The organism is Rossellomorea sp. y25 (genome assembly GCF_038049935.1).
Classification (GTDB): domain Bacteria; phylum Bacillota; class Bacilli; order Bacillales; family Bacillaceae_B; genus Rossellomorea.
Window position 1 is genome coordinate 4,511,729 of the sequence record NZ_CP145886.1, and the last position, 21,479, is coordinate 4,533,207.

Genomic DNA, 21,479 nt, shown 5'->3' on the forward strand with positions numbered 1-21,479 from the left:
TATAAAAGTCAAAAGCGCCTTGAACCGTTTCGCCTCTGGTGAGACAGTTTAAGGTGTTTTCTTCTGATGAAAATAAAAAGCTGATCCCCTTAGAGACCAGCCGTTATCTATGACCGTTCATTATGTTCTATATTGGCTTCCATTCTATCGAACATTTTCTCTTCTCTCTAGCTCCCCTTCTAACATCTCAATAAATTCTTCTTCTAATCCTTCTTCTTGTGCTAATTGGTAGACATTAGCCAATTGTTCTTCCGTAAGTTTTGTTAAAGATGTCATTGATTACAACTCCTGACTAACAAAGGTATGAATTCCTAATACCCTCTTAACCAACATATAAACCTCTTTATCGAGATTTTTAATTATTTATTTTGTCTTTTTTCGTATAATTTTTTACTATTATAGATTAGAAAGTAATAGTTGATTTCCGCTACAGGAGGCTCGCTTTCCGCGGGGCTGGCGGTGAGCCTCCTCGGCTGTGCCTCCGGGGTCTCACCTGTCCAGCTATTCCCGCAGGAGTCGAGCCTCCTTCCGCTCCAATCAACTCTCTGAGCATGTATCCTTAATGGAAATCAGTAAAACAAGAATTTTAGCAAACAACCTTATTTAAGGTTAGTAGAGAATATGTTAAAAAACAACAATCATTGTGAAAAGAGCATTTATTTTAATCCTAAAATCCTATATTTAACTCTATGAAAATAAATAAGTGAAATGTTTTTCAGCTTATAATTGAAATTTTTAAAAATTTTAGTAAAATAGAGAGGTACTGAAAGATAGCGCTTTCTTTTTCGTATACATTATTTACAAGATCGAACATTCGGCATTTCATGTTTCACATTCACACCTTTTGGGAAAAACAGCTAGGTAATGCATAATCTCCCTACTGGGAACTTCCTATGGACAAATTTATATGTATGCATTAAAATGAATAATGTTTCATTTTCCGTTATAACTACATCTGAGGTGAATTTATGAATCAACATCGCTTTACATTAACAAGTCATTTACGATTTATCATTCCTTCCCTATTGGGAATTTTTCTTTTTATGGTGCCGATTCCACAGGAAGACGGAATCACGATACCAATCGCGGTTCTTTCAGGGCTATTACAGGACTGGATTGGTAGTTATATACCTGCGATCATGACGGGACTAATCATCCTTACCGTATTAGGAACGTTGATCACAAAGCTCTTACATCCAGCCTTTATTGAAAAATCACCGTTTTTCACGAGCCTATTCGATGTGAGACCTGTATGGGTTTTTGTCAGAGTCCTTGGTGCTGTGTTTGCAATCATGACGCTATTCAAATTAGGACCTGAATGGGTATGGTCTGACGCAACGGGTGGACTCCTTTTAAACCCGGATGGACTTCTTACCATTCTTTTCTCTGTATTTTTATTTGCCGGACTTTTTCTACCTTTATTATTAAATTTCGGTTTACTTGAATTATTCGGTGCTCTCTTAACGAGAGTGATGCGGCCCGTATTCGGTCTGCCAGGACGTTCTTCCATCGATTGTTTAGCTTCCTGGTTGGGAGATGGAACCATCGGGGTGCTACTGACAAGCAAACAGTATGAGGAAGGGTACTACACCAAGAAGGAAGCAGCAATCATTGGTACGACCTTCTCCGTTGTATCCATTACCTTTAGTTTAGTCGTCATTTCAGAGGTTGGTCTTGGTGATTATTTCATTCCTTTCTACCTTACAGTAGCTCTTTCAGGGATTATTGCAGCAATTGTACTGCCACGAATCCCGCCTCTATCCCGTAAGCCTGACACATACTATAATGGACAAGAAGGCAAGAACACGATGGAGGTCATTCCAGAAGGCTATAGCCGCGTTGGTTATGGATACGAGCAAGCCCTTGTTCAAGCAAAAAACAACAACAGTACTTCTAAATTTTTCACTGACGGCATGAAGAATGTGTTGGATATGTGGATGGGTGTTGCACCAATTGTTATGGCAATCGGTACAACGGCGCTTATTGTAGCGGAAAACACGAAGTTCTTTGAATACATCGGTATGCCGCTTATTCCATTACTGGAGCTCTTACAAATTCCAGAAGCAGCAGAAGCGTCTCAATCGATTCTTGTCGGTTTTGCAGACATGTTCCTTCCAGCCATCTTCGGATCTGGAATTGAGAGTGATTTAACACGCTTTGTGATTGCTTGTTTATCTGTAACACAATTGATTTACATGTCTGAAGTGGGTGGATTATTACTAGGTTCTAAGATTCCGGTTGATTTCAAAGACTTAGTGATCATCTTCTTACAGCGTACATTCTTGACTTTACTTGTCATTGTTGCGATTGCTCATATGATTTTTTGATGGATGAATGAAACCCAGGTTCAGATTTGAACCTGGGTTTTTTATTTCCTTTGTTACTATTAAACTTTTCAGTCACTCGCTTACCGCTGGTTTTCACCCATTTGCTTTGCATAAAATGAGTGTAAGTGTTAAAAAATCATTGACCGTTCCTTTCCGCTCCAGGCAATTGCTTTCCGCGGGGAGGAAGTCAAGCCTCCTCGGGCTTTGCCCTGCGGGGTCTCGACCTTTCCTCTATTTCCCGCAGGAGTCAATTGCCTTCCGCTACAATCCACTCTGTGCTTCCACATTCTTAATATGCATTGATAGAAGTATTACTAAAACCTTTACAAAACAGACTTTACTTACAAGCGGTTATACCCTTTTTCCTATCTTCATAGTTATTCCGCCTTTGGGCCTTAACGTAATGAGAGGATGACACTCCACCTTCTGATTGACGGACATTTTAAACGAAAAGCGTTGCACGTATAAGGCAGCAATGATCAATGCCTCTTGTAAGGCAAAGTGATTGCCTATACAGACTCTGGGTCCTCCCCCAAAAGGAAAGTAGGCATAGGGCGTAATCTTTTTCAATCTGGCCTCTAGAAATCTCTCAGGATCAAATGTTGAAGGATCGGGGAAATACTTCTCATTCCTATGCATCAGATATGGTGAAACAAGGACATTCTCACCTTCTTTGATATGGTGAGGACCAATCATAACATCTTTAACCGCGATTCTTCCAAACATCCAAACGGGAGGATACAAGCGTAGTGTTTCCTGAAGTGCTTGCCGCGTATAATGGAGGTGCGAGAGATGCCCACTACTTAATTCATCGGTTCCTACCACTCTATCGACTTCTTCATAAACTTGTTCTTTCACCTTCTTATCGCACTCAAGCGCATGGAAGAACCAGGAAAGGAGATTCGCTGTCGTTTCATGGCCAGCCACAAAGATGGTCATTACTTCGTCCATAAGCTGGTTTCTGGACATACTGTTGCCTTCCTCATCCCGGGCATGAAGTAAGGCGTGAAGTAAATCCTCTTTCCCATCTCGATGATACTCTTTTTGATGGATGATCTCCTCCACCACCCGCTTTAATTCTTGAATGGATGTCTTATATTGCTTCACCTCAGCAGTCGGCCAAGATAGCGGTGGCTTAAGGAAGGATCGTATTCGTTTTGTAGCAGTCTCCATAATGGTTTCAAGGTGCACACCAACTTTCTGATGGCCTTCCTTTACATCCATATTAAACATGGTTTTCGTAATGACCGCCAGGGTAACCTCCATCATATCCTTGGAGATGTCCCGGGAACAGTTTATCTCCCAGCCTTCCATCATGGAAGAAGCAGACTCGATCATTTCAGTCATATACTGCTGAATATGACGCGGGGTAAAATAAGGTTGGATCGTTTTTCTCTGTTTTGTATGTAGCGGAGACTCACTCGTCACAAGTCCTTCTCCAATCAATAGGGACAGTTCTCGGAATTGCTTTGATTTATGAAAGGAGTCTGACTGGGTGACGAGTGCCTCTTTCACCAATGCAGGGCACATCAGTAAATGAACGGTTCGATTGGCAAAACGGAGTTGAACTTTCTCTTCGTGTTTCCTTGCCATCTTTTCTAAAAACACTAGTGGATCCTTCCGGAATTGTTCTAGCTGACCTAATGGATGAAAGGAATGGAGGACGGTTGGTTTCGACATTACTTCACATCTCCTTTATTTCTCTGAATAAGAGCCAATAACTATGTCTAATCAAGCAAGCCCGTATGAACGCTCCTTTCATCCTATTCATGTACATTCCTATTCATTAATCCTTTTTCATCCGCTCCCTTAACTGCTCCAGGCTGAGCTCACTAGTCGAAGAGATAGTCCAATGAGCATGTTTCATATAGTCATCTGCCCCTACTCCGACTGTAAACATTTTCGTATTCAGAAGAGCCTGCAGCCCTGCTTCGCCATCTTCAATGCCCACACAGTTTTCTTCCGGTACCCCAAGAGCATATGCCGCCTTCAAGAAAATTTCGGGATCCGGTTTTCCTTTTTTTAAAGAAGACGGGTCAATAACGACAGGAAAATACTCCTGTAACCCTACTTTCTCCAGTACATAGGGTCCATTTCGACTTGAAGAAGCAAGTGCGACAGGTACGTTTTCTCTCATCAATTCTTCTAAAAATTCTATTACACCGGGTAAAACGTGCTGGTGTGTAAGTTCTGAAATCAGTGATAGATAAATCTCATTACGCTTATTGGCCAGTTCGGTGATTTGTTTCTCTGAAACTTGAACATTTCCTTCCTTCAACAAATGTTGGACCGTTTCTTTTCTACCTATTCCCTTTAGTTTATTATTTTGCTCCTCAGTATATTGAATCCCATAGGGACGCATCAGCTCTTGATTGGCTTGAAAATAAAAAGGCATGGTGTCTGTGATGACTCCATCCATATCAAAAATGACAGCTTGCAATGTCCTCGTCACTTGGTTTCCTCCTGTTTGCATAGTAAAAGGCTGCACCAATATGAGGCAGCCTTTGATTTCACTTATTTTTCACCGGCAAGGTTACTTCTACTCTTGTTCCTTTATTCATTTCTGATTCAATGAGTATAGACCCTTTATGGTCTTCAATGATCCTTTGACTAATGGTCAGCCCGAGCCCCATCCCTTTTTCTTTCAAGGTGAAGAACGGCTCTCCCAGTCTCTTTAGACGATCAGGGGGTATCCCAACCCCTTGGTCTTGTATAGCAATGGTGATCATATCGTTCAGAACGTTCCAATCGACATGGATTTCTCCTTCATCCATCGATTCGATCGCATTTTTAATAATATTAATAAACACCTGTACACATTGATTCTTATCTCCAAATACATAAATCGGAGATGACGGTACTTGGACATTTAATGATATTCCTTTAAGGATCGCTTCATGCCCCATTACCTTGATCACATAATGAAGAACTTCACTCATATCAAAGAGTCGGTATTCCCTCATTTGAGGTTTGGATAAAATGAGTAACTCACCGACGATTTGATTGATTCGATCCATCTCGGAAGACATGACGGTAAGATAATGGTCCGGTACATGCTTATTCTCTTCCAGCAGTTGAATGAAGCCTTTGATGCTTGTTAGGGGATTTCGGATTTCATGGGCGATTCCTGCCGCAAGTTCTCCGACCACAGAAAGCTTTTCTTTTCTTAATAGCATTTCTTCTGCTATTTTCTGCTGTGAAATATCCCTGCCAATGATGACTAATCCCTTTCTGGTGTGATTCGAATGAAATAATGGGACTTTTATGACATCAAAAGTCTTGAATTCACCGTTCGGAAGGTAGAATCCCTCTTCACATCTCGTTACTTTTTCCGCTTTCCACGATTGTTCATCGGAGTCAATACAATAGTCGAAGGCGTCTTTAAAGAATGGGACGAGTTTCCCCAGATCACGGTCTGTCTTTCCTACATAATCGATTCCCTCAAGATTATACAACCTACGACCAAATTGATTGACCTTTAACCAACGGCCTTCTCCATCCTTAAAGCACACAAAATCCGGCAGGGAATGAAGAAGAGTAGAGAGCTGATTTTCTTCTTCCAGTAATTTTTGATGCTCTGCCAGAAACGATCTCCCTTCTCTTAATAAGAGAGCCAGAACCGTTCCCCCCACAATGGCTGATAGAAGGGCTGCGATTACATTCCATGGCTCATCCAGAATGAGTACAACGGTGAGCTGAAAGACAAATAGAGCCATGAGGATCATTATTTTGTTATAGAATGTGTGTGTCATTATGCGATTCTTTTTCTCTCTCATCCCGTCACCCGTCTCACTCATACTTTTGTTCGTTAAAATAAGTTAAATATATATGGACCGATCGAAGTAATATAAAATAATATATAGATTCCCATAAAGTAAAAGGCACCTGCAAAGGATCCCCAATCAGGATCACGACCTAATTTCCAGATTACCCAGGTGATCGCACTAATCACCAATAATAGTGCGTAGCCACTTCCGGGAAACACAAAGTATTCCGGAGCCACCTGGTAAAAATAAGCGTTCATCGCATTGCCTGTATAGCTGATCGGCATCAGCATAAAAATAATGATCGATGCATACTCGGCCCAGCTGATCCCGTCTTTTTCAAACACATTTGGTCTGAATATATACAATAATATTAATAAAAAGAGTGATGGAAGCACCCAGTAAAAGGATGTCAATATCGTCACCAGACTGCTGAACATCATGAGAACGCCGTTGTTCAATGCTTCTTTCACTGATCTGTTTGACCAGTTCGTACTTTCTGAAACAACTTGATCGTTCTGAGATGCCCCGTATAGTTCATATGTACCACCATCATAATTAAACCAAACCAGTGCCTCGTCTGTTAATTGCACTGGAGAATATGTGACATGCTTTGTCGTGCTTATTGGAGAGCCTTCTAGGATTTCTTGATTTTGAAAAGGGGCCGAATACAGGCTCACCGCATTGTTATCACCAATCCGCTGTCCTTCTGAAGTGAACACCACAGAATCTTCTCCCTCAACGCTTACAAACTGTACCCCGCCAGGACTCGTCAACTTTTCCCCGGTATCTTTATTTTCAAATTCAATCTTACTTCCGGTTAAAATCGATGATCCCAGTTCCTCTAATGGAACCTGAACCTTGTATACATTGTAGGACAGTGTGCCCTGAGTGCGTGATTTCTCATTATATAGCAAGGTGAGCCGATCGTCTGCTACTTTAAATGTTAAACCATCCATCTTTTTATTCGGTGCCGTATTTACCAGAAGAAAAGGCTTCTCACTTACTTCCCGGTTTTCATTCAAATAGTGGATGAAGTCATGAGTATCATCTTGTTTTACCTGAATGATGGCACTTCCATTGTCTCCTATATGAATATCAGAAATTTCAGACTGAAAAGTGTAGATTTCATTAGAAGAACCTTCTTGCATGTTATATTCATAAAGTTGATTGTACTTCCAATAATAAACGTTATTTGAGGCTGCTCCTAATCCTGTAATATCTCCTGAGAGGATTTGATCCTCATTGTTTTGAGTCAGAACCAGATCTCCATTTTTATAATAAATCACATCATTCCCATTGGACCAAAATGGATAACCTCTAGTAATCTTAGTCTTCATGACTTTTTCATCAGATACTTGCATATCCTCATTGATTGTAAACGAGTGGACCTTCCCTTCGCTCGACAAGTAAAGCTTTCCATTGTTTTGAAAAATCTGTGGTCTCTCTTTAGATGTGAAATCGAATGGAAGAGAACGGCTCCAGTTGGGCTGAGGTAACTCTTTCACTAATAGCAGTTGGTGAAAGAACAAAGCAGCTATGAATAGGAGCATGATTCCTATAGGTATACCAAATACTTTTAACTTTTCTCTCATCTGAATCCCCCTTATGTAAAATCCTTAGACTTCTGAATTTTAGCATAACTTATATAGGTTTTCACCATTTTTTTCCACTAAAAGGGAGGGGAACAGAGATTTGTTGCTTCCTTTTAGTATACCATTTCCATTTCAATTTGCTATTAACAATTGTCATATTTTGTCGTATTTAAGAATTTTAAGTTGGATAGAGGTTGAATACTTTTTAAGGAATAAAAAAAGACCCCTAAGAAACTATTGCTTCTCAGGAATCATTCTGTTTACTTCGTTTTTAACTTTTCTAACATATCGGCTGTCATTTTGGCTAAGTTGTAATCTGTTTTGAATCCCCATTCGTTCATGGCTGCGCTTGAATCGATGGCGTTCGGCCAGCTTTCAGCAATGCCTTGGCGAACAGGATCTACCTTATAATCCAACGTAAAGTCCGGTTGGTGGACGCGGATCGCTTTTGCAATATCCTCAGGTGCTACGCTCATGGCTGACACATTAAAGGAGTTACGGTGCTCAAGCTTTGAGCCATCCGCTTCCATAAGGTCGATAATCGCATTAAGGGCATCGGGCATATACATCATATCCATGTAGGTTCCTTCCCCGATGTATGAGGTATACTGGTTGTTCTTGATTGCTTCATAATAGATCTCTACTGCATAATCAGTGGTTCCACCACCTGGCAATGTTTCATATGAAATCAGTCCCGGGAAACGCAGGCCTCTTGTATCCACACCAAATTTAGTGAAGTAATAATCAGATAGAAGTTCTCCAGACACTTTATTTACTCCATACATGGTAGTAGGGCGCATGATGGTGTCTTGTGGAGTTGAATCTTTTGGTGTTGTTGGACCGAATGCCCCAATCGAACTTGGTGTGAAGAATTGACATTCTAATTCTCTTGCTGCTTCCAGGGCATTTACAAGTCCACCCATGTTTAAATTCCAAGCAAGGAGAGGTTTTGCTTCTGCTGTTGCAGATAATAAAGCAGCCAAGTGAATAATGGTATCTACATTATTTGATTTTGCGATATCAAACATTCTTTGAGCATCCGTGACATCCAGTTGTTCAAATGGCCCATTCTTTACAACCGGACTATCCGTCTCACGAATATCCGTTGCAATAACGTTATCTGAACCATATACTTCCCGTAGTCTATTGGTAAGTTCAGAACCAATTTGTCCTAATGCACCCGTTAATAAAATCTTTTTCATCGTATTTCCTCCTGCATTTCCCTATGGTGATAGAATGATTTCATATTCATACAGATAGGGCTGACTTTTATAGCCATACCCTATCACGTTATTCATAAAGCGGGATTAGATAATTCCCATTTCTTTACCGACTTTTTCATATGCTTTAATCGCTTGATCGAGCATGTCTTTCGTATGTGCTGCTGAAGGCATGTTTCTCACACGGCCTGTTCCTCTTGGTACTGTTGGGAACACGATGGATTTGGCATATACACCCTCTTCATATAGGCGTTTACTGAAGTCCTGGGTTGCCTGCTCTTCACCGATGATAACCGGAGTGATAGGCGTCTCACTGTTCCCAATGTCAAATCCAAGTTTCGTCAGCTCTTCTTTCAGATAACGGCTGTTTTCCCACATATTATCTTGAAGCTCTGTGGAGTTCATGATCAGGTCAAGTGCTTCTGTACAAGCCGTTACATCCGCCGGCGTAAGGGATGTAGAAAATAGGAATGGACGTGAGCGGACCTTTAACCAGTCGATCAGGTTCTGAGTTCCTGCCACGTATCCACCAACTACACCGATTGCTTTCGATAACGTACCCATTTGGAAGTCCACTTTGTCTGAAAGGCCAAAGTGCTTAACCGTTCCTGCACCTTTTCCAAGGACACCCGAACCGTGAGCGTCATCTACATACGTCATGATATCAAATTCCTCAGCAATTTCAACGATTTCAGGAAGTTTACATACATCTCCATCCATTGAAAATACTCCGTCTGTGATGATCATGATTTTGTTGTATTGACCAGATTCCTTCGCTTCTTTTGCTTTCGCACGAAGATCCTCCATGTCTGAGTGACCAAAACGGATGATCTTTGCTTTCGAAAGACGACAGCCATCAATAATGGAAGCATGGTTCAGTTCATCAGAAAGGATGGCGTCGTTCTTATCCATAACCGCTGAAATGGCAGCCATATTACAGTTGAATCCTGATTGATATGCAATCGCGGCTTCTGTTCCTTTAAACTTCGCGAGCTTTTCTTCCAGTTTCACATGAAGATCAAGGGTACCATTAATTGTACGGACAGCTCCAGCACCTACACCGTATTCTTTCACCGCTTCGATCGCTACCTTCTTAAGGCGTTCATCAGTAGCGAGCCCCAGATAGTTATTAGAAGAAAGGTTCACAAGCTTCTTATCATTAATCGTAATCATCGGTCCGTTTGCACCTTGCAATGGATCGATCTCATTATATAATCCTCTTGATTTTAAATCCTCAAGATTTTCTTGTAGAAAATGATCTAATGTTTTACTTGTCATGTACTTATCCTCCCGTTATGTAAGCGTTTTAAAAACAAATGTCCACTCCAAAAACACAAAATCTATCAGTTGATTCTTTATGATTGCTAATGATTATTCTGCTTCTTAGTTTAACATGTTTTTTTGTGATGGACAAAATATATCTTATCGATTTAGTTTGTGTTTCTATATGCTACTTCATGCAATTAATCAAAACAATAATCTACTATCTTTTCTTCATCTGTCATAAACTATCCACATATTATGTGAATAATTTCACAAACTTATAATAGAATAGACATATAATCTTAAAGCAGGTGATGGAAATGTCTGTTTTTGAACTCATAACTTCATTGACCCCAGTATTAGCCGTTCTCATATTCCTTGTTATTCTGCGGTTACCAGCTTCTGTTGCGATGCCTGTCAGCTTCTTACTGACTGTCATTTTAAGTATTGTATTCTGGAAAATCCCACTGATACAGATCAGTGCTGCCACGGTTGAAGGAATGATCATTGCTTTCACTATTCTTTGGATCGTTTTTGGAGCGATCTTGCTTTTGAATACCTTGCAAAACAGCGGAGCCATGGAAACCATTCGAAATGGATTTTCTATAATCTCCCCGGACCGCCGTGTGCAGGTCATAATAATCGCTTGGTTATTCGGCTCTTTTATTGAAGGTGCCGCTGGATTTGGAACGCCTGCGGCCCTGGCAGCCCCGTTGCTTGTTGCGTTAGGGTTTCCGCCCCTCGCAGCCGTTTCTCTCGCTCTTATTGCAGATAGCAGTGCCGTATCGTTCGGTGCGGTGGGTACTCCCGTTATGGTAGGGATCGATCAAGGATTGAGACAGGGAGGAAACCTTGCAGGGCAAGTGGAACAAACCGTGGGACCTAAACCTATGATGGATTATTTAAGCGGTGTAGCCAGTCAAGCTGTGAGTATCGATTTGTTCATAGGAAGCTTCATTCCTCTATTGCTTGTCGTGATGCTGACCCGTTTTTTCGGTCCGAAGCGCTCCTTTAAAGAAGGGCTTGCTCTGTGGAAGTTCTCTCTTTTTGCAGGTCTATCGTTTACATTACCGGCTTTACTGGTAGCCACTTTCTTAGGACCAGAGTTTCCTTCCATTATCGGTGGACTAGTCGGCCTGCTGATCGTCGTTCCTGCAGCGAAGCGTGGCTTCTTATTACCAGATGAGGTTTGGGACTTTGAAACGCACCCTAAAGAAGTTCCTGTTCCAGGATCCGTTCCTGGGAGGAAAATGCCGATATGGTTAGCTTGGATTCCCTACTTGCTTGTCGCTTTCCTGTTGGTTTTAACAAGATTGGATCTTCTACCTGTCAAAGGGTGGCTAAGAAGCATCAAAGTTGGATGGAGCAATATTTTAGGAACAGGCATTTCCACTCAGTTTGAGCCACTTTACCTTCCTGGTACAATCTTTGTATTGGTCATGGCACTGACATTCATGATTCATAAAATGAGCAAGCCACAAATGAAAGAGACGTTCCGACAATCTTTATTTACGATTAAAGGAAGTATCATCTCATTAATGGCTGCCGTTCCCATGGTAAGGATTTTCATTAATTCCGGTGTCAATGAAAGTGATTTAGTGAGTATGCCAATGGAACTTGCCACTTTAGTGTCGGGTTTAGTGGGGGAAGGATGGCCTTTTGTCGCTCCCCTCATCGGTGCACTCGGCTCGTTTATCTCTGGAAGCGCAACGTTTAGTAACATGATGTTTTCTCTCTTTCAGTTTAGTGTTGCCGATCAAATCGGAGCAGATCCGCAAACCGTTTTATACTTACAGGTACTTGGAGCAAACGCTGGAAATATGGTATGTGTGCTGAATGTAGTTGCTGCTGCATCTGTTGTTCAGCTTAGTGGAAAAGAAGGTCAGATCATCCGGATAACTGTTGTTCCGATGTTATTATACGTTCTGTTGTCAGGGAGTATCGGTGCTCTCGTGCTTTATTTCTTTTAAAAAGAAAGGATGAACAAATGACATCCATTTGTTCATCCTCTCTTTATTTTATGACCTTTCGGTTGACCCTGTACTCGAGTATCGCCTCGTGCATTCTCCTTAATGCCAAGTCGATCCGCTCTTTCGGACAGGCAATATTCATTCTGACAAACGAGTGTCCGCTCTGCCCAAACTTAAAGCCTTCATCAAACTTCACCCTCGCTTTTTCTAAGAAAAACGTACACAGCCCTTCACCTGTCATTCCTAATTCCGTGCAATCAATCCAAATAAGGTGAGTGGCTTGCGGGAGGATTGCTTTCAGCTCTGGAAGGTGCTGATCCAGATAATTCAGCACGTATTGTTTATTCTCTTCAAGCACCATTAATAGCTCATTTAGCCAAGGTTCGCCTTCCTCATAAGCCGCAATCGTTCCTTCAATCCCAAACACATTCGGTCTCATCAGTCCATAGCCTGTAAGCTTTTCATTATACTTATCTCTCAGGTCTTTGTTCGGTATGAGCAGGATGGAGGTTTGAAGCCCCGCGATATTAAAGGTTTTACTTGGAGCCGCACATAGAATACTGCGTTCTACTAAGCTTTCATCCCCTTTAAACAGAGGAACGTGTTCATATCCTTTGTATACCAGGTCCCCATGCATTTCATCTGAAATGATCCATAGGTCATGCCGCTTAGCGATCGAACCAATTTTCATTAATTCCTCTTTCGTCCATACCCGTCCAACAGGATTATGAGGACTGCAGAGAATAAGAAGTTTCGTTCTGGGATGACGCGCCTTTTCTTCCAAGTCGTCAAAATCGATCGAGTATACTCCATCACGATAGAGCAACGTATTTTTCATAACCGAGCAGCCATGGTTCTCGATCGTACTGTAAAAAGGATAATAAACGGGATCCTGAATGATTACACCGTCTCCAGGCTCCGTTAACACGGACAACAATACATTGATACCCGGAATGATTCCTGGGCTAAAGCTGATCCACTCTTTCTCTATATCCATTTGGAAGCGCCTCTTCCACCATGAAATGACAGACTCAAAGTATCGATCACTAAATGTCGTATAACCGTATATGCCATGCTGAGCCTTGCGATTCATGGCTTCGACAATGGCAGGCGACACTTGAAAGTCCATATCTGCAATGCACATAGGAATTACATCCTCGGCAGGAAACGACCATTTCACAGAGTGAGTGTTTGTTCTCTCGATGCAATCATTCCAATTCATATCCTAATACCCCTCTCACATATATCTGTCCTTACTTTATACCAGATTGAGGACGGGGTGAATACCTAATTTAAAAATAGGAATCCCCCTTACTTACATTAGATGAGTGTCATGTCCAAATGCTTAATACACTCACTACTTTTCAACGGTTTTCCCTTCCCCGGCCCTTCTGTGGATATGCTTCATTCCTTCCCGCTTACTTAACGGTGCCAGCTTTTCTGATTCAATGAATTGCTGTACCGCTTCCGGGTCCGTTTTTGAATACTCCCGGAGCGCCCAGCCAATCGCCTTCTGAATAAAAAATTCTTTTGATTCATTATGCAATAATATGTATCTGAACAAACGATCCTGATCTGTTTTTCCTTTATATTTCAATTGATGCAAAATAGAGATCCGATTCAACCACATATTATCGGAATGAATCCATTTCTCTAAGTATGCGTCATCTTCTTCCGTTTGATAGATTTTCCCTACATGATTGGGAGCAATATGATCGATGGTATCCCACCAGGATTTATCTGTGATGATTTCTTCCAAAAATGGCAGGTGGTCTTTCGTTAAATATCTGGATTGTTTGTCCAGAAGGGAAAGACCGATATACTGACACTCCCTTTGCGGTTCAGACCAAAGGGAACGAACAATGTCAGGTAATTCCTCAACCGGTGGCTTACCGTTCTCCTTTAGAAAATCCCTCAGTAACGCCGTTCGCTCCGGGGTCCTAATGCCAAAGAACTGAAATTGATTCCTCATATACGCTTCCATGGCTTCTCGATTTTCACTATTTTGATGATTTTTTAATAGAGTGATGATTTTATCTGAATACTCATGCCCCATCCTTATTCTCCCCTTTTTGATTTTGTTCTTCGCATTCAAAACAACTGCTTTTTCCATTCTCCTTTTGCACACCGTTAAAAAACCCGTCTAAACAATAAAGAGGCTTCTGACAGAGATAACAGTAGTCTACCAGCTCTTTCATTTCTTAACAGGTTCCTTCCCACTAAATTGATCATCCAGCATATTCTCCAATCAAAACATCTCCCGTCTGCATAACTCTCTTCATACTTCTTTAATATCGGGTAAAAAACCTTTTTTAAACAAAAAAAACAACCCTCAGCTAGCTAAAGGATTGTCTCTTTTTGTCAGTTGTCTCATAAGGAAAAAGTGAAGAAGCTTTTTGCTTTGAGGTAATGAAAACCCGACGATGGAACCGAGTCCCAGTGCGATAATGACCGTCCCGATCCCGACAGGACCACCCAGTAACCAGCCGAAGAAAAACACAATGATCTCCATTCCATTCCGTACCCACTGAACTTTCCAGCCCGTCTTCTCAACTACGAGCAGCATCAGACTGTCACGGGGTCCTGCCCCCAAGTCAGCTGACACATATAATCCGATACCGTACCCGATTACCACAATCCCAATCGCAAACACAATCGACTGTGCCAATAACGATTGAGGGTCAGGAAGTACATAATTAAATAAATCTATGAAAATACCGATTAACAACATATTTATAAAGGCTCCAACTTTAGGAAATGTCTTTGTTCCGACACCTGTCACGAATAAGATCAAAAATCCTGCAATGATGGACCATGTGCCAATCGTCAATCCAAGCTGCTTAAAGAGCCCATAATGAAACACATCCCAAGGTCCGATCCCAAGGTCTTTCCCTTTGATCGTCAAGCTTATGCCAAACGCAAGTACAAGGAGGCCAGTAAAGAAGAACGACCAACGTAATACAAATTCTCTATTCATGAAAATCCCTTCCTACACCATAGTCATTTCATTTATTACCCGGATAAATGTATCACAGAATAAGAAACAAAAAAATTTCATAAAACCTATGGGGTTGGTGGGGATAATTCATTCAGGGTATTGCGCCTGTTCTTTTTTTACATTTTTTGTTAATCGGCTGGATTATTTGTGATTTCGGCCGGATTTTCATTGAAAACGGCTGGATTTATGACCATTCCCGCCGGATTTTCACGAAAAACGGCTGGATTATCGCCCATTTCGGCTGGATTCACTAAGCTGCGCCTCGAAAAAAAGCAGAGAACACATTAAAACCACTTAAATCCTCATTCTTCATTGATAAAACAATAGAAATCATGGTGGAAAATCCATGAAATCAACGCAGCTCATCAAAAAAATTCTCTACCCTTCAACCAGCTCTATAATTTCCCCGTCAGGTCCAAAGAAAAAGACCACTTTCCAGCCATTTTCAAGTACAACTGGACCCTCAACAGGTACTAACCCGCTCTCCCTTAATAGAGCAATCTCCGTTTCCAGATCGATGACTGCCAAGGCTAAATGAAGAAATGTCCGCTTCGAACCGTTATCCTCCCCAAGCTCTTCGATGAGCTCCAACCGACAATCGTTCTTTTTCATAAATAGTATCTTCTCACACCCCCATTCGAAATACGTTTCCTCTTCAAACCCAAAGTAAGATTGATAGAACTCCTTCGACCGCCCTAAACTCTTTACATTCATTCCCATATGATGAATTCTCATAGCCATTCTCCTTACAAAATTACATTCATATCGCCAAACTCATGCCATTTATAGTTTTTTAACAGAGCAGTTTGATAGGCGTTCATTAATTTTTCCTCTGAAATAAAAGCCTTTAAGAGATCCAGATGACTCGCTTCCGGTTCATGGAGCCCCGTGATGAGGCCATCTACGAGTTGAAGGGGGGTATCCCCCGATATATATAAGTTTGTTATCCCTTCAGAAGGCTTTAACTGTCCATATTGCGTCATGATGGTCTCAAGGGCACGAACGACTGTAGTGCCCACTGCAATGACCCGCTTCCCACTCTTTTTTGCCTTGAGGATTTGGTCCACTGTCCCTGAACCTACATGGTATTCTTCCGGATGATTTTTTGGTGTCGGCCAGCAATCATTTCCGTAATAGCTCAAGCCTGCGTGAAGCTGTATGAACACGACCTCAATTCCCTTCTGCTTCAAGGATTGTATCAACTTCCAAGAAAATGCCCTTCCGGCAGATGTCATTTCCACAGATCCAGGGACTGATCCATATACGGTTTGATAGCAATCAAGTGGCCAAGGACTATCAATATATTCATAACGGATCGGCTCTCCGTTTCTGTAAATAAAATCAAAAAGCTCAACACCACTCCTGTTAAATTCCAATTGCACAAGTGGTTTTTCACTTCCCTCACCCACCATGTTTGCCCGGACTCCCTCTGAAAAACAAATCGGTTCCCCCGCTTGATGGAAGTCTCCTATGATAAGCGCATCCCAACAGTTATCATCTACTTTTCTGGATAAACGAACTTCGAACTGCCTGTTTCCTTGCTTCCCTTTGAGAGAGGCAGGAATGGTCCGGCTGTTGTTTAAAACCAGTACGTCCCCCCTATTTAAAAATTCGGGTAACTGCTTGAATTGGGTATGATCACATTTACCGGTCTCCCGGTTCAACACCATCAGTTTTACTTCGTCTCGCTCGAATCCTTGAAGCTCAATGGGAGTCGATGCGTTTAAATGGGATGGGATATCAAAGGTCTTAGCCAGTTCATTCATTCTCCCCGCCTCGATTCCACTGAAATTCCAGTGCTTCAAATCGATTCCCGTTCTCATGTTCTGAAGCGTCGGAAGCAAGATATAAAAAGAGGTCAAGGTGATCATGAGGGTTCGCAAGGGGATAATCACATTCCGGGACAGCCTTGTCGTGCATGTCCGTATCCATTTCCCCTGGATCGACCATATTCACCCTTACCCCTGTATCACTGAGTTCGTCGGCCCATGTTTGAGTCAATCCTTCGACGGCAAATTTAGAAATTCCGTATGCCCCCCACTCAGCAAAGCCTGTTTTACCCGCTTCTGATGTTAAGTTTATGATTGATCCTTTACCCCGGCTGATCATTCCCGGCAGGACTCTTTTCGTTACTAAAAATGGGTTCAATGCATTGATTCTTAGCACCTCAAGGAATTCTTCTTCAGGATAATCAGCCAGAAGGCGGGGACCAGGTCCAAAGACAGATGCATTGTTAAAAAGAACATCGACTCTTCCCAATACTTCCTCCGTAACAGAAACAAAACGGTCTACATCCCTGGAATCAGAAACATCTGCTTCCAAGGCTACCACTTCTGCCCCTAACGCTATCAATTCTTTCTCCAACTCCCGAAGGGGTCCACTCGTTCGTGCACAGATCGCAAGCTTTGCTCCTTCCTTGGCACATTGTAGGGAAAGGGCCCTTCCCAACCCTTTTGAAGCTCCGGTTATCATGACTACTTTGCTTTTCAACATCTTTATTTCCCCTTTCATAACTCTTATTACTCACAGTTTATGAAAAATCTCCTTTCGACAAATCGTCTATAAGTGGTCATGGGGAATAGAAAATTAGATGTAGCAAGCTATCAGCCTTTTGATGTAGTTTCATAAAAACACGAACATTAATACTAGAAATATGTTTTATATTCGTGTTATAATCAAATTGAAAATAAATAGAGCAGTGACTGGCGAAAATGTGGAATCAACCACAAGGGAGCTGCGAATCTTATAAATCATGAGCCATTAGCCGTTCGCCTGGGCAGAAGGTAAGGGGATACCCTTGTCTTCTTTTACTATAATCAGGAGGGATTGCAGTGGAACCACTAGTATTAGACGGGAAACTTGTTGCATCTGAGGTAAAGGAAAGCCTAAAGTCGAGAGTCGCTGTATTAAAGGAGAATGGTACTACCCCATGCCTTGCCACGGTGCTTGTTGGAGACGATCCATCTTCTGCTACGTATGTGAAGATGAAGGGCAATGCGTGCGCGAAGATCGGAATGGAATCAAGAAGGATTCATCTTCCTAAGGAAACGACAACAACTGAATTGTTGGACGTGATCCGGGAGCTTAATCAAGATTCTTCCGTTCATGGCATTCTCTTGCAGCACCCTGTTCCTCACCATATTGATGAACGTGCTGCTTTTGAAGCAATCTCCATTGAGAAAGATGTTGATGGAGTCACAAGCCTCGGGTTCGGTCAAAACTCTCTTGGGTTTGGTGAATATCCATCTTGCACACCTGCCGCGATCATGAGCATCATCGATTACTACGGTGTATCCCTTGAAGGTAAACACGCTGTCGTAGTAGGAAGAAGTCCGATTCTAGGAAAGCCTGTATCCATGATGCTGTTGAATCGAAACGCAACGGTGACGACCTGTCATTCGTATACAGAGAATCTGCCTGACATTCTCGCTACTGCAGATATCGTGGTGGCAGCAGTCGGTAAACCTAACTTCATTCAAGGGGATTGGTTAAAAGAAGGTGCTGTCGTTCTTGATGCAGGCTATAACAAAGGGAACGTCGGAGACATCGATTACGACGCATGCTATGAAAAAGCGAGCGCGATTACCCCTGTACCAGGTGGAGTTGGCCCGGTGACCATCTCCATGCTATTAAAACAAACCGTTGATTCTGCTGAGAAATATGGTTCGGTCCTACAAAATTCATAATCCTTAAATTTCAAGAGACTGACTCGTTTAGGAGAGCCAGTCTCTTTTTTTGCTATTTCGGACTTATTTTTTCTACATTTCAGGAAAGAATGGTAAGGAATAGAAAGATAAAGGAGCGTTCATATGGACACACATCATCAAAATGCTTTTTCCGAAACACCGGAACCCTATTGGAGGGAAACGGCTAAACTCCCCTTATTTAAAAAGCTTGATAAAAACATAAAAGTGGACGTAACCGTGGTTGGCGGAGGGATTGCAGGTATCACCACTGCCTATCTGTTAGCTAAAGGCGGGAAAAAAGTGGCTCTCATTGAGGCTGACCACTTATTGAACGGGACAACGGGGCATACAACGGCTAAGATTTCGGCACAACACGGATTGATTTATGATGAACTCATCCAGCATTTTGGAGTAGAGTTTGCAAAGAAATACTACCTGTCTCAGACAAAGGCTCTTCAGTTTATTAAAGATACGATTTCCAGCGAAAAGATAGATTGTCATTTTACAGAAGAGGACTCGTATGTTTACGCGACTACTGATCAATATGCCACAAAAATCGAGAAGGAGTACGAGGCGTATCAGAAGTTAGAGATTCAGGGAGAGCTCATTGAAAAACTCCCGATCGATTTATCCATTAAAAACGCAGTCGTAATGAAAGAACAGGCACAGTTTCACCCTTTAAAGTATCTAAAAGCCTTGATTGATTCTTATACGGGACTTGGCGGTCAAATATTTGAAGGAACACCCGCTAAAACCATTAACGAAGGAGACTCCACACAAGTGGTGACGGATGATGGATATCACCTGGATAGCGAGCATGTAGTCATCTGCTCTCACTTTCCTTTTTATGATGGCATGGGCTTCTATTTCACAAAAATGTATGCCGAACGCTCGTACATCCTTGGAGTGAAAGCGAAAAAGGATTACCCGGGAGGCATGTACTTAAGCGCAGAAGACCCTACCCGTTCCCTCCGTTCTGAAGACGATGAAAATGGGGAAAAGCTTATATTAATCGGTGGGGATAATCATAAAACGGGACAAGGTAAAGATACATTGGAGCATTACAATGCACTGAAGGAGTTCGGAGAGGAAGTCCTTGGAGTAGAAGAGGTACGTTACAGATGGTCTGCTCAAGATCTCATTACACTAGATAAAGTACCCTACATCGGTAAGTTAACGGAAAAACATCCATCCATTTTCGTAGCGACGGGTTTTAAAAAATGGGGAATGACATCCGGTTCTCTAGCGGGGCAGATCCTATCTGATCAGATTTTAGGAAATCATCATATTTATGCTGATGTGTACACTCCTTCACGATTTGTTGCCGACCCTAGCATTAAGCATTTCTTTAAAGAGAATATAAATGTGGCTGGACAACTTATTAAAGGAAAGCTGCAAATCCCAACTAAAAAGGTACAGGAGCTACAAAAAGGCGAGGGCGATGTCGTGAACCTGAACGGGCGACGCTGTGGTGGATACCGGGATGAAACAGGAAAGCTGCACGTCGTAGACACTACGTGCACCCATCTCGGCTGTGAAACCGAATGGAACCACGGTGACCACACATGGGACTGTCCTTGTCACGGATCCCGTTTCTCCATTGATGGGGATGTGATTGAAGGCCCTGCGAAGAAACCTCTCACCAGGTTTGAAGTGACCGATTGAGGGACGGACCTCTGGAAGGAAGCTTCCGATTATTGTCGAATATAGCCTGGGAAATAAACCGGATTTCCAAAGTATTTGACATATTTTGTCGTATCTCACAGAAGAATATTTCCTCGATTATGTCTCAAACTATAAAGGCTTGAGTTACTATTTGGGGAGGGATTCTGAATGGGACGTACTAAAAAAGGTAACCGTAATGCTCAAAGTAATACGAATGCTAAACAAAATCGAACAAGTTCTGAATTAGTGGAGTTTACAACCGGTCAAGCGAATACGAAGAAAAACCGACCACAAGACTAGTAACGACTAGCTGATTGAAGAATAACCGGCAGTACCGCTGCGTCAGGTTATTCTTTTCTTTTTTCTCCTGGTCCGTTCATCTTTTCGTAGAGGAATCTCACTGCCGACCTCGAATACGTTATAGAGAAATTGATTAGGAGGAATAGATGATGCAAGAACAAATGTTATTTCAACAAATGGAATTCATTCGGCTTCGCACACTGGCTGCTCTTGATGCGACAACGGAACAGCAGGCGGATGAAATGCCTCCAGGATTCAGAAATTCTATCCGATGGAATTTAGGACATATCCTGCTGTCTCAGGAAAACCTGTTATTCTCCTTTGTAGGGGAAAACGACCGTAAAACACTTCCACCTGAATATGGGGAGTTATTTGGCTTTCATACAAGCCCTTCCACTTGGAATGCGCTCACACCCCCTACACTGAAGGAACTTCGTGAGAAACTGGAGGCACAACCGCAAAGGATGAAAGAAGCGTTTTCCGGTCGTTTGGATGAAACAGGAGAGAAGCCGTTTGTCCTTGGTGAACATACTACGTTTACCACTTTGGGTGAAGTTCTTTCCTTTGCTAACTGGCATGAAGGCTTACATCAAGGAGCCATAACGTCTATTAAGCGTGTACAAGGAATTGAAAATCTTTGGGAAAAAGTTGAAGAGAAGATAGAAAGATAAAAAGACATGGCGGCTTTTGT

General features: G+C 42.0%; 20 protein-coding genes and 1 riboswitch. Of the genes, 6 read left to right on the top strand and 14 right to left on the bottom strand.

Going from position 1 to position 21,479, the window contains the following annotated elements:
• Window positions 1-144: 144 nt before the first annotated feature.
• The gene (gene sda / locus AAEM60_RS22465; RefSeq protein ID WP_082051344.1) at window positions 145-276 is read right to left on the bottom strand and encodes a sporulation histidine kinase inhibitor Sda; all 132 of its coding nucleotides are present in this window, start codon (window positions 274-276) and stop codon (window positions 145-147) included.
• 692 nt (window positions 277-968) lie between these two features.
• Here sda and AAEM60_RS22470 point away from each other — a divergent pair.
• Window positions 969-2,327, top strand: a complete 1,359-nt coding sequence (locus tag AAEM60_RS22470; protein ID WP_299745255.1) for a YjiH family protein — start codon at window positions 969-971, stop codon at window positions 2,325-2,327.
• A 351-nt stretch (window positions 2,328-2,678) separates the two neighbouring features.
• Here AAEM60_RS22470 and AAEM60_RS22475 read toward each other — a convergent pair whose 3' ends face one another.
• From AAEM60_RS22475 to AAEM60_RS22500, 6 genes are all read right to left on the bottom strand, one after another.
• Window positions 2,679-4,007 (bottom strand): cytochrome P450, encoded by a 1,329-nt coding sequence (locus AAEM60_RS22475; protein WP_341357194.1) that lies wholly within the window; start codon window positions 4,005-4,007, stop codon window positions 2,679-2,681.
• 106 nt (window positions 4,008-4,113) lie between these two features.
• The gene (gene pgmB / locus AAEM60_RS22480; protein ID WP_299745259.1) at window positions 4,114-4,779 is read right to left on the bottom strand and encodes a beta-phosphoglucomutase; all 666 of its coding nucleotides are present in this window, start codon (window positions 4,777-4,779) and stop codon (window positions 4,114-4,116) included.
• Window positions 4,780-4,837: 58 nt separating this feature from the next.
• Window positions 4,838-6,103, bottom strand: coding sequence for an ATP-binding protein (locus tag AAEM60_RS22485; protein ID WP_299745261.1), 1,266 nt, complete (start codon window positions 6,101-6,103; stop codon window positions 4,838-4,840).
• Between the two features lie 32 nt (window positions 6,104-6,135).
• Window positions 6,136-7,686, bottom strand: a complete 1,551-nt coding sequence (locus AAEM60_RS22490) for a hypothetical protein (protein WP_299745263.1) — start codon at window positions 7,684-7,686, stop codon at window positions 6,136-6,138.
• A 260-nt stretch (window positions 7,687-7,946) separates the two neighbouring features.
• Window positions 7,947-8,888, bottom strand: coding sequence for an L-threonine 3-dehydrogenase (locus AAEM60_RS22495; protein WP_299745266.1), 942 nt, complete (start codon window positions 8,886-8,888; stop codon window positions 7,947-7,949).
• A gap of 105 nt (window positions 8,889-8,993) precedes the next feature.
• A complete protein-coding gene (locus AAEM60_RS22500) occupies window positions 8,994-10,184 on the bottom strand; it encodes a glycine C-acetyltransferase (RefSeq protein WP_148996291.1) in 1,191 nt (396 codons plus the stop codon).
• Window positions 10,185-10,489: 305 nt separating this feature from the next.
• On the opposite strand from AAEM60_RS22500, the gene AAEM60_RS22505 reads away from it, so the two are divergent.
• Window positions 10,490-12,139, top strand: coding sequence for an L-lactate permease (locus tag AAEM60_RS22505; protein ID WP_341357195.1), 1,650 nt, complete (start codon window positions 10,490-10,492; stop codon window positions 12,137-12,139).
• A 43-nt stretch (window positions 12,140-12,182) separates the two neighbouring features.
• Here AAEM60_RS22505 and AAEM60_RS22510 read toward each other — a convergent pair whose 3' ends face one another.
• The 7 genes from AAEM60_RS22510 to AAEM60_RS22540 form a co-directional block, all read right to left on the bottom strand.
• The gene (locus tag AAEM60_RS22510) at window positions 12,183-13,361 is read right to left on the bottom strand and encodes a MalY/PatB family protein (RefSeq protein ID WP_299745275.1); all 1,179 of its coding nucleotides are present in this window, start codon (window positions 13,359-13,361) and stop codon (window positions 12,183-12,185) included.
• A 135-nt stretch (window positions 13,362-13,496) separates the two neighbouring features.
• Window positions 13,497-14,252 carry a DNA alkylation repair protein gene (locus AAEM60_RS22515; protein WP_299745278.1) on the bottom strand — a complete coding sequence of 252 codons (756 nt, stop codon included), beginning with the start codon at window positions 14,250-14,252 and terminating at the stop codon, window positions 13,497-13,499.
• A gap of 219 nt (window positions 14,253-14,471) precedes the next feature.
• Window positions 14,472-15,116 carry a YitT family protein gene (locus tag AAEM60_RS22520; RefSeq protein ID WP_341357196.1) on the bottom strand — a complete coding sequence of 215 codons (645 nt, stop codon included), beginning with the start codon at window positions 15,114-15,116 and terminating at the stop codon, window positions 14,472-14,474.
• A gap of 149 nt (window positions 15,117-15,265) precedes the next feature.
• Window positions 15,266-15,388, bottom strand: a complete 123-nt coding sequence (locus AAEM60_RS22525) for a hypothetical protein (RefSeq protein ID WP_341357197.1) — start codon at window positions 15,386-15,388, stop codon at window positions 15,266-15,268.
• 127 nt (window positions 15,389-15,515) lie between these two features.
• Window positions 15,516-15,872 (bottom strand): VOC family protein, encoded by a 357-nt coding sequence (locus AAEM60_RS22530; protein WP_299745286.1) that lies wholly within the window; start codon window positions 15,870-15,872, stop codon window positions 15,516-15,518.
• An 11-nt stretch (window positions 15,873-15,883) separates the two neighbouring features.
• The gene (locus AAEM60_RS22535; protein ID WP_341357198.1) at window positions 15,884-16,942 is read right to left on the bottom strand and encodes an S-adenosylmethionine:tRNA ribosyltransferase-isomerase; all 1,059 of its coding nucleotides are present in this window, start codon (window positions 16,940-16,942) and stop codon (window positions 15,884-15,886) included.
• Window positions 16,896-17,630, bottom strand: coding sequence for an SDR family oxidoreductase (locus AAEM60_RS22540; protein WP_299745292.1), 735 nt, complete (start codon window positions 17,628-17,630; stop codon window positions 16,896-16,898). Before AAEM60_RS22540 ends, AAEM60_RS22535 begins: the two co-directional genes overlap by 47 nt.
• A 195-nt stretch (window positions 17,631-17,825) precedes the next feature.
• Window positions 17,826-17,922: riboswitch (ZMP/ZTP riboswitch) on the top strand.
• Between the two features lie 40 nt (window positions 17,923-17,962).
• Here AAEM60_RS22540 and AAEM60_RS22545 point away from each other — a divergent pair.
• From AAEM60_RS22545 to AAEM60_RS22560, 4 genes are all read left to right on the top strand, one after another.
• The gene (locus tag AAEM60_RS22545; protein WP_299745622.1) at window positions 17,963-18,823 is read left to right on the top strand and encodes a tetrahydrofolate dehydrogenase/cyclohydrolase catalytic domain-containing protein; all 861 of its coding nucleotides are present in this window, start codon (window positions 17,963-17,965) and stop codon (window positions 18,821-18,823) included.
• 123 nt (window positions 18,824-18,946) lie between these two features.
• Window positions 18,947-20,488, top strand: coding sequence for an FAD-dependent oxidoreductase (locus AAEM60_RS22550; RefSeq protein WP_341357199.1), 1,542 nt, complete (start codon window positions 18,947-18,949; stop codon window positions 20,486-20,488).
• 168 nt (window positions 20,489-20,656) lie between these two features.
• Complete coding sequence (locus AAEM60_RS22555) at window positions 20,657-20,788, top strand: hypothetical protein (RefSeq protein WP_262372000.1); 132 nt, start codon at window positions 20,657-20,659, stop codon at window positions 20,786-20,788.
• A gap of 146 nt (window positions 20,789-20,934) precedes the next feature.
• Window positions 20,935-21,459: a DinB family protein gene (locus AAEM60_RS22560; protein WP_299745303.1), complete on the top strand. Its 525-nt coding sequence runs from the start codon at window positions 20,935-20,937 to the stop codon at window positions 21,457-21,459.
• Window positions 21,460-21,479 lie beyond the last annotated feature (20 nt).

Excerpts from the sequence above, each read along its gene's own strand:
- AAEM60_RS22510 (WP_299745275.1), bottom strand. The coding sequence starts at position 13,361 with ATGAATTGGAATGATTGCATCGAGAGAACAAACACTCACTCTGTGAAA.
- AAEM60_RS22515 (WP_299745278.1), bottom strand. The coding sequence starts at position 14,252 with ATGGAAAAAGCAGTTGTTTTGAATGCGAAGAACAAAATCAAAAAGGGG.
- AAEM60_RS22530 (WP_299745286.1), bottom strand. The coding sequence starts at position 15,872 with ATGAGAATTCATCATATGGGAATGAATGTAAAGAGTTTAGGGCGGTCG.
- AAEM60_RS22505 (WP_341357195.1), top strand. The coding sequence starts at position 10,490 with ATGTCTGTTTTTGAACTCATAACTTCATTGACCCCAGTATTAGCCGTT.
- AAEM60_RS22560 (WP_299745303.1), top strand. The coding sequence starts at position 20,935 with ATGATGCAAGAACAAATGTTATTTCAACAAATGGAATTCATTCGGCTT.
- AAEM60_RS22540 (WP_299745292.1), bottom strand. The coding sequence starts at position 17,630 with ATGTTGAAAAGCAAAGTAGTCATGATAACCGGAGCTTCAAAAGGGTTG.
- AAEM60_RS22550 (WP_341357199.1), top strand. The coding sequence starts at position 18,947 with ATGGACACACATCATCAAAATGCTTTTTCCGAAACACCGGAACCCTAT.
- AAEM60_RS22495 (WP_299745266.1), bottom strand. The coding sequence starts at position 8,888 with ATGAAAAAGATTTTATTAACGGGTGCATTAGGACAAATTGGTTCTGAA.
- AAEM60_RS22470 (WP_299745255.1), top strand. The coding sequence starts at position 969 with ATGAATCAACATCGCTTTACATTAACAAGTCATTTACGATTTATCATT.
- AAEM60_RS22475 (WP_341357194.1), bottom strand. The coding sequence starts at position 4,007 with ATGTCGAAACCAACCGTCCTCCATTCCTTTCATCCATTAGGTCAGCTA.
- AAEM60_RS22520 (WP_341357196.1), bottom strand. The coding sequence starts at position 15,116 with ATGAATAGAGAATTTGTATTACGTTGGTCGTTCTTCTTTACTGGCCTC.
- AAEM60_RS22485 (WP_299745261.1), bottom strand. The coding sequence starts at position 6,103 with ATGAGAGAGAAAAAGAATCGCATAATGACACACACATTCTATAACAAA.
- AAEM60_RS22500 (WP_148996291.1), bottom strand. The coding sequence starts at position 10,184 with ATGACAAGTAAAACATTAGATCATTTTCTACAAGAAAATCTTGAGGAT.
- sda (WP_082051344.1), bottom strand. The coding sequence starts at position 276 with ATGACATCTTTAACAAAACTTACGGAAGAACAATTGGCTAATGTCTAC.
- AAEM60_RS22555 (WP_262372000.1), top strand. The coding sequence starts at position 20,657 with ATGGGACGTACTAAAAAAGGTAACCGTAATGCTCAAAGTAATACGAAT.
- AAEM60_RS22490 (WP_299745263.1), bottom strand. The coding sequence starts at position 7,686 with ATGAGAGAAAAGTTAAAAGTATTTGGTATACCTATAGGAATCATGCTC.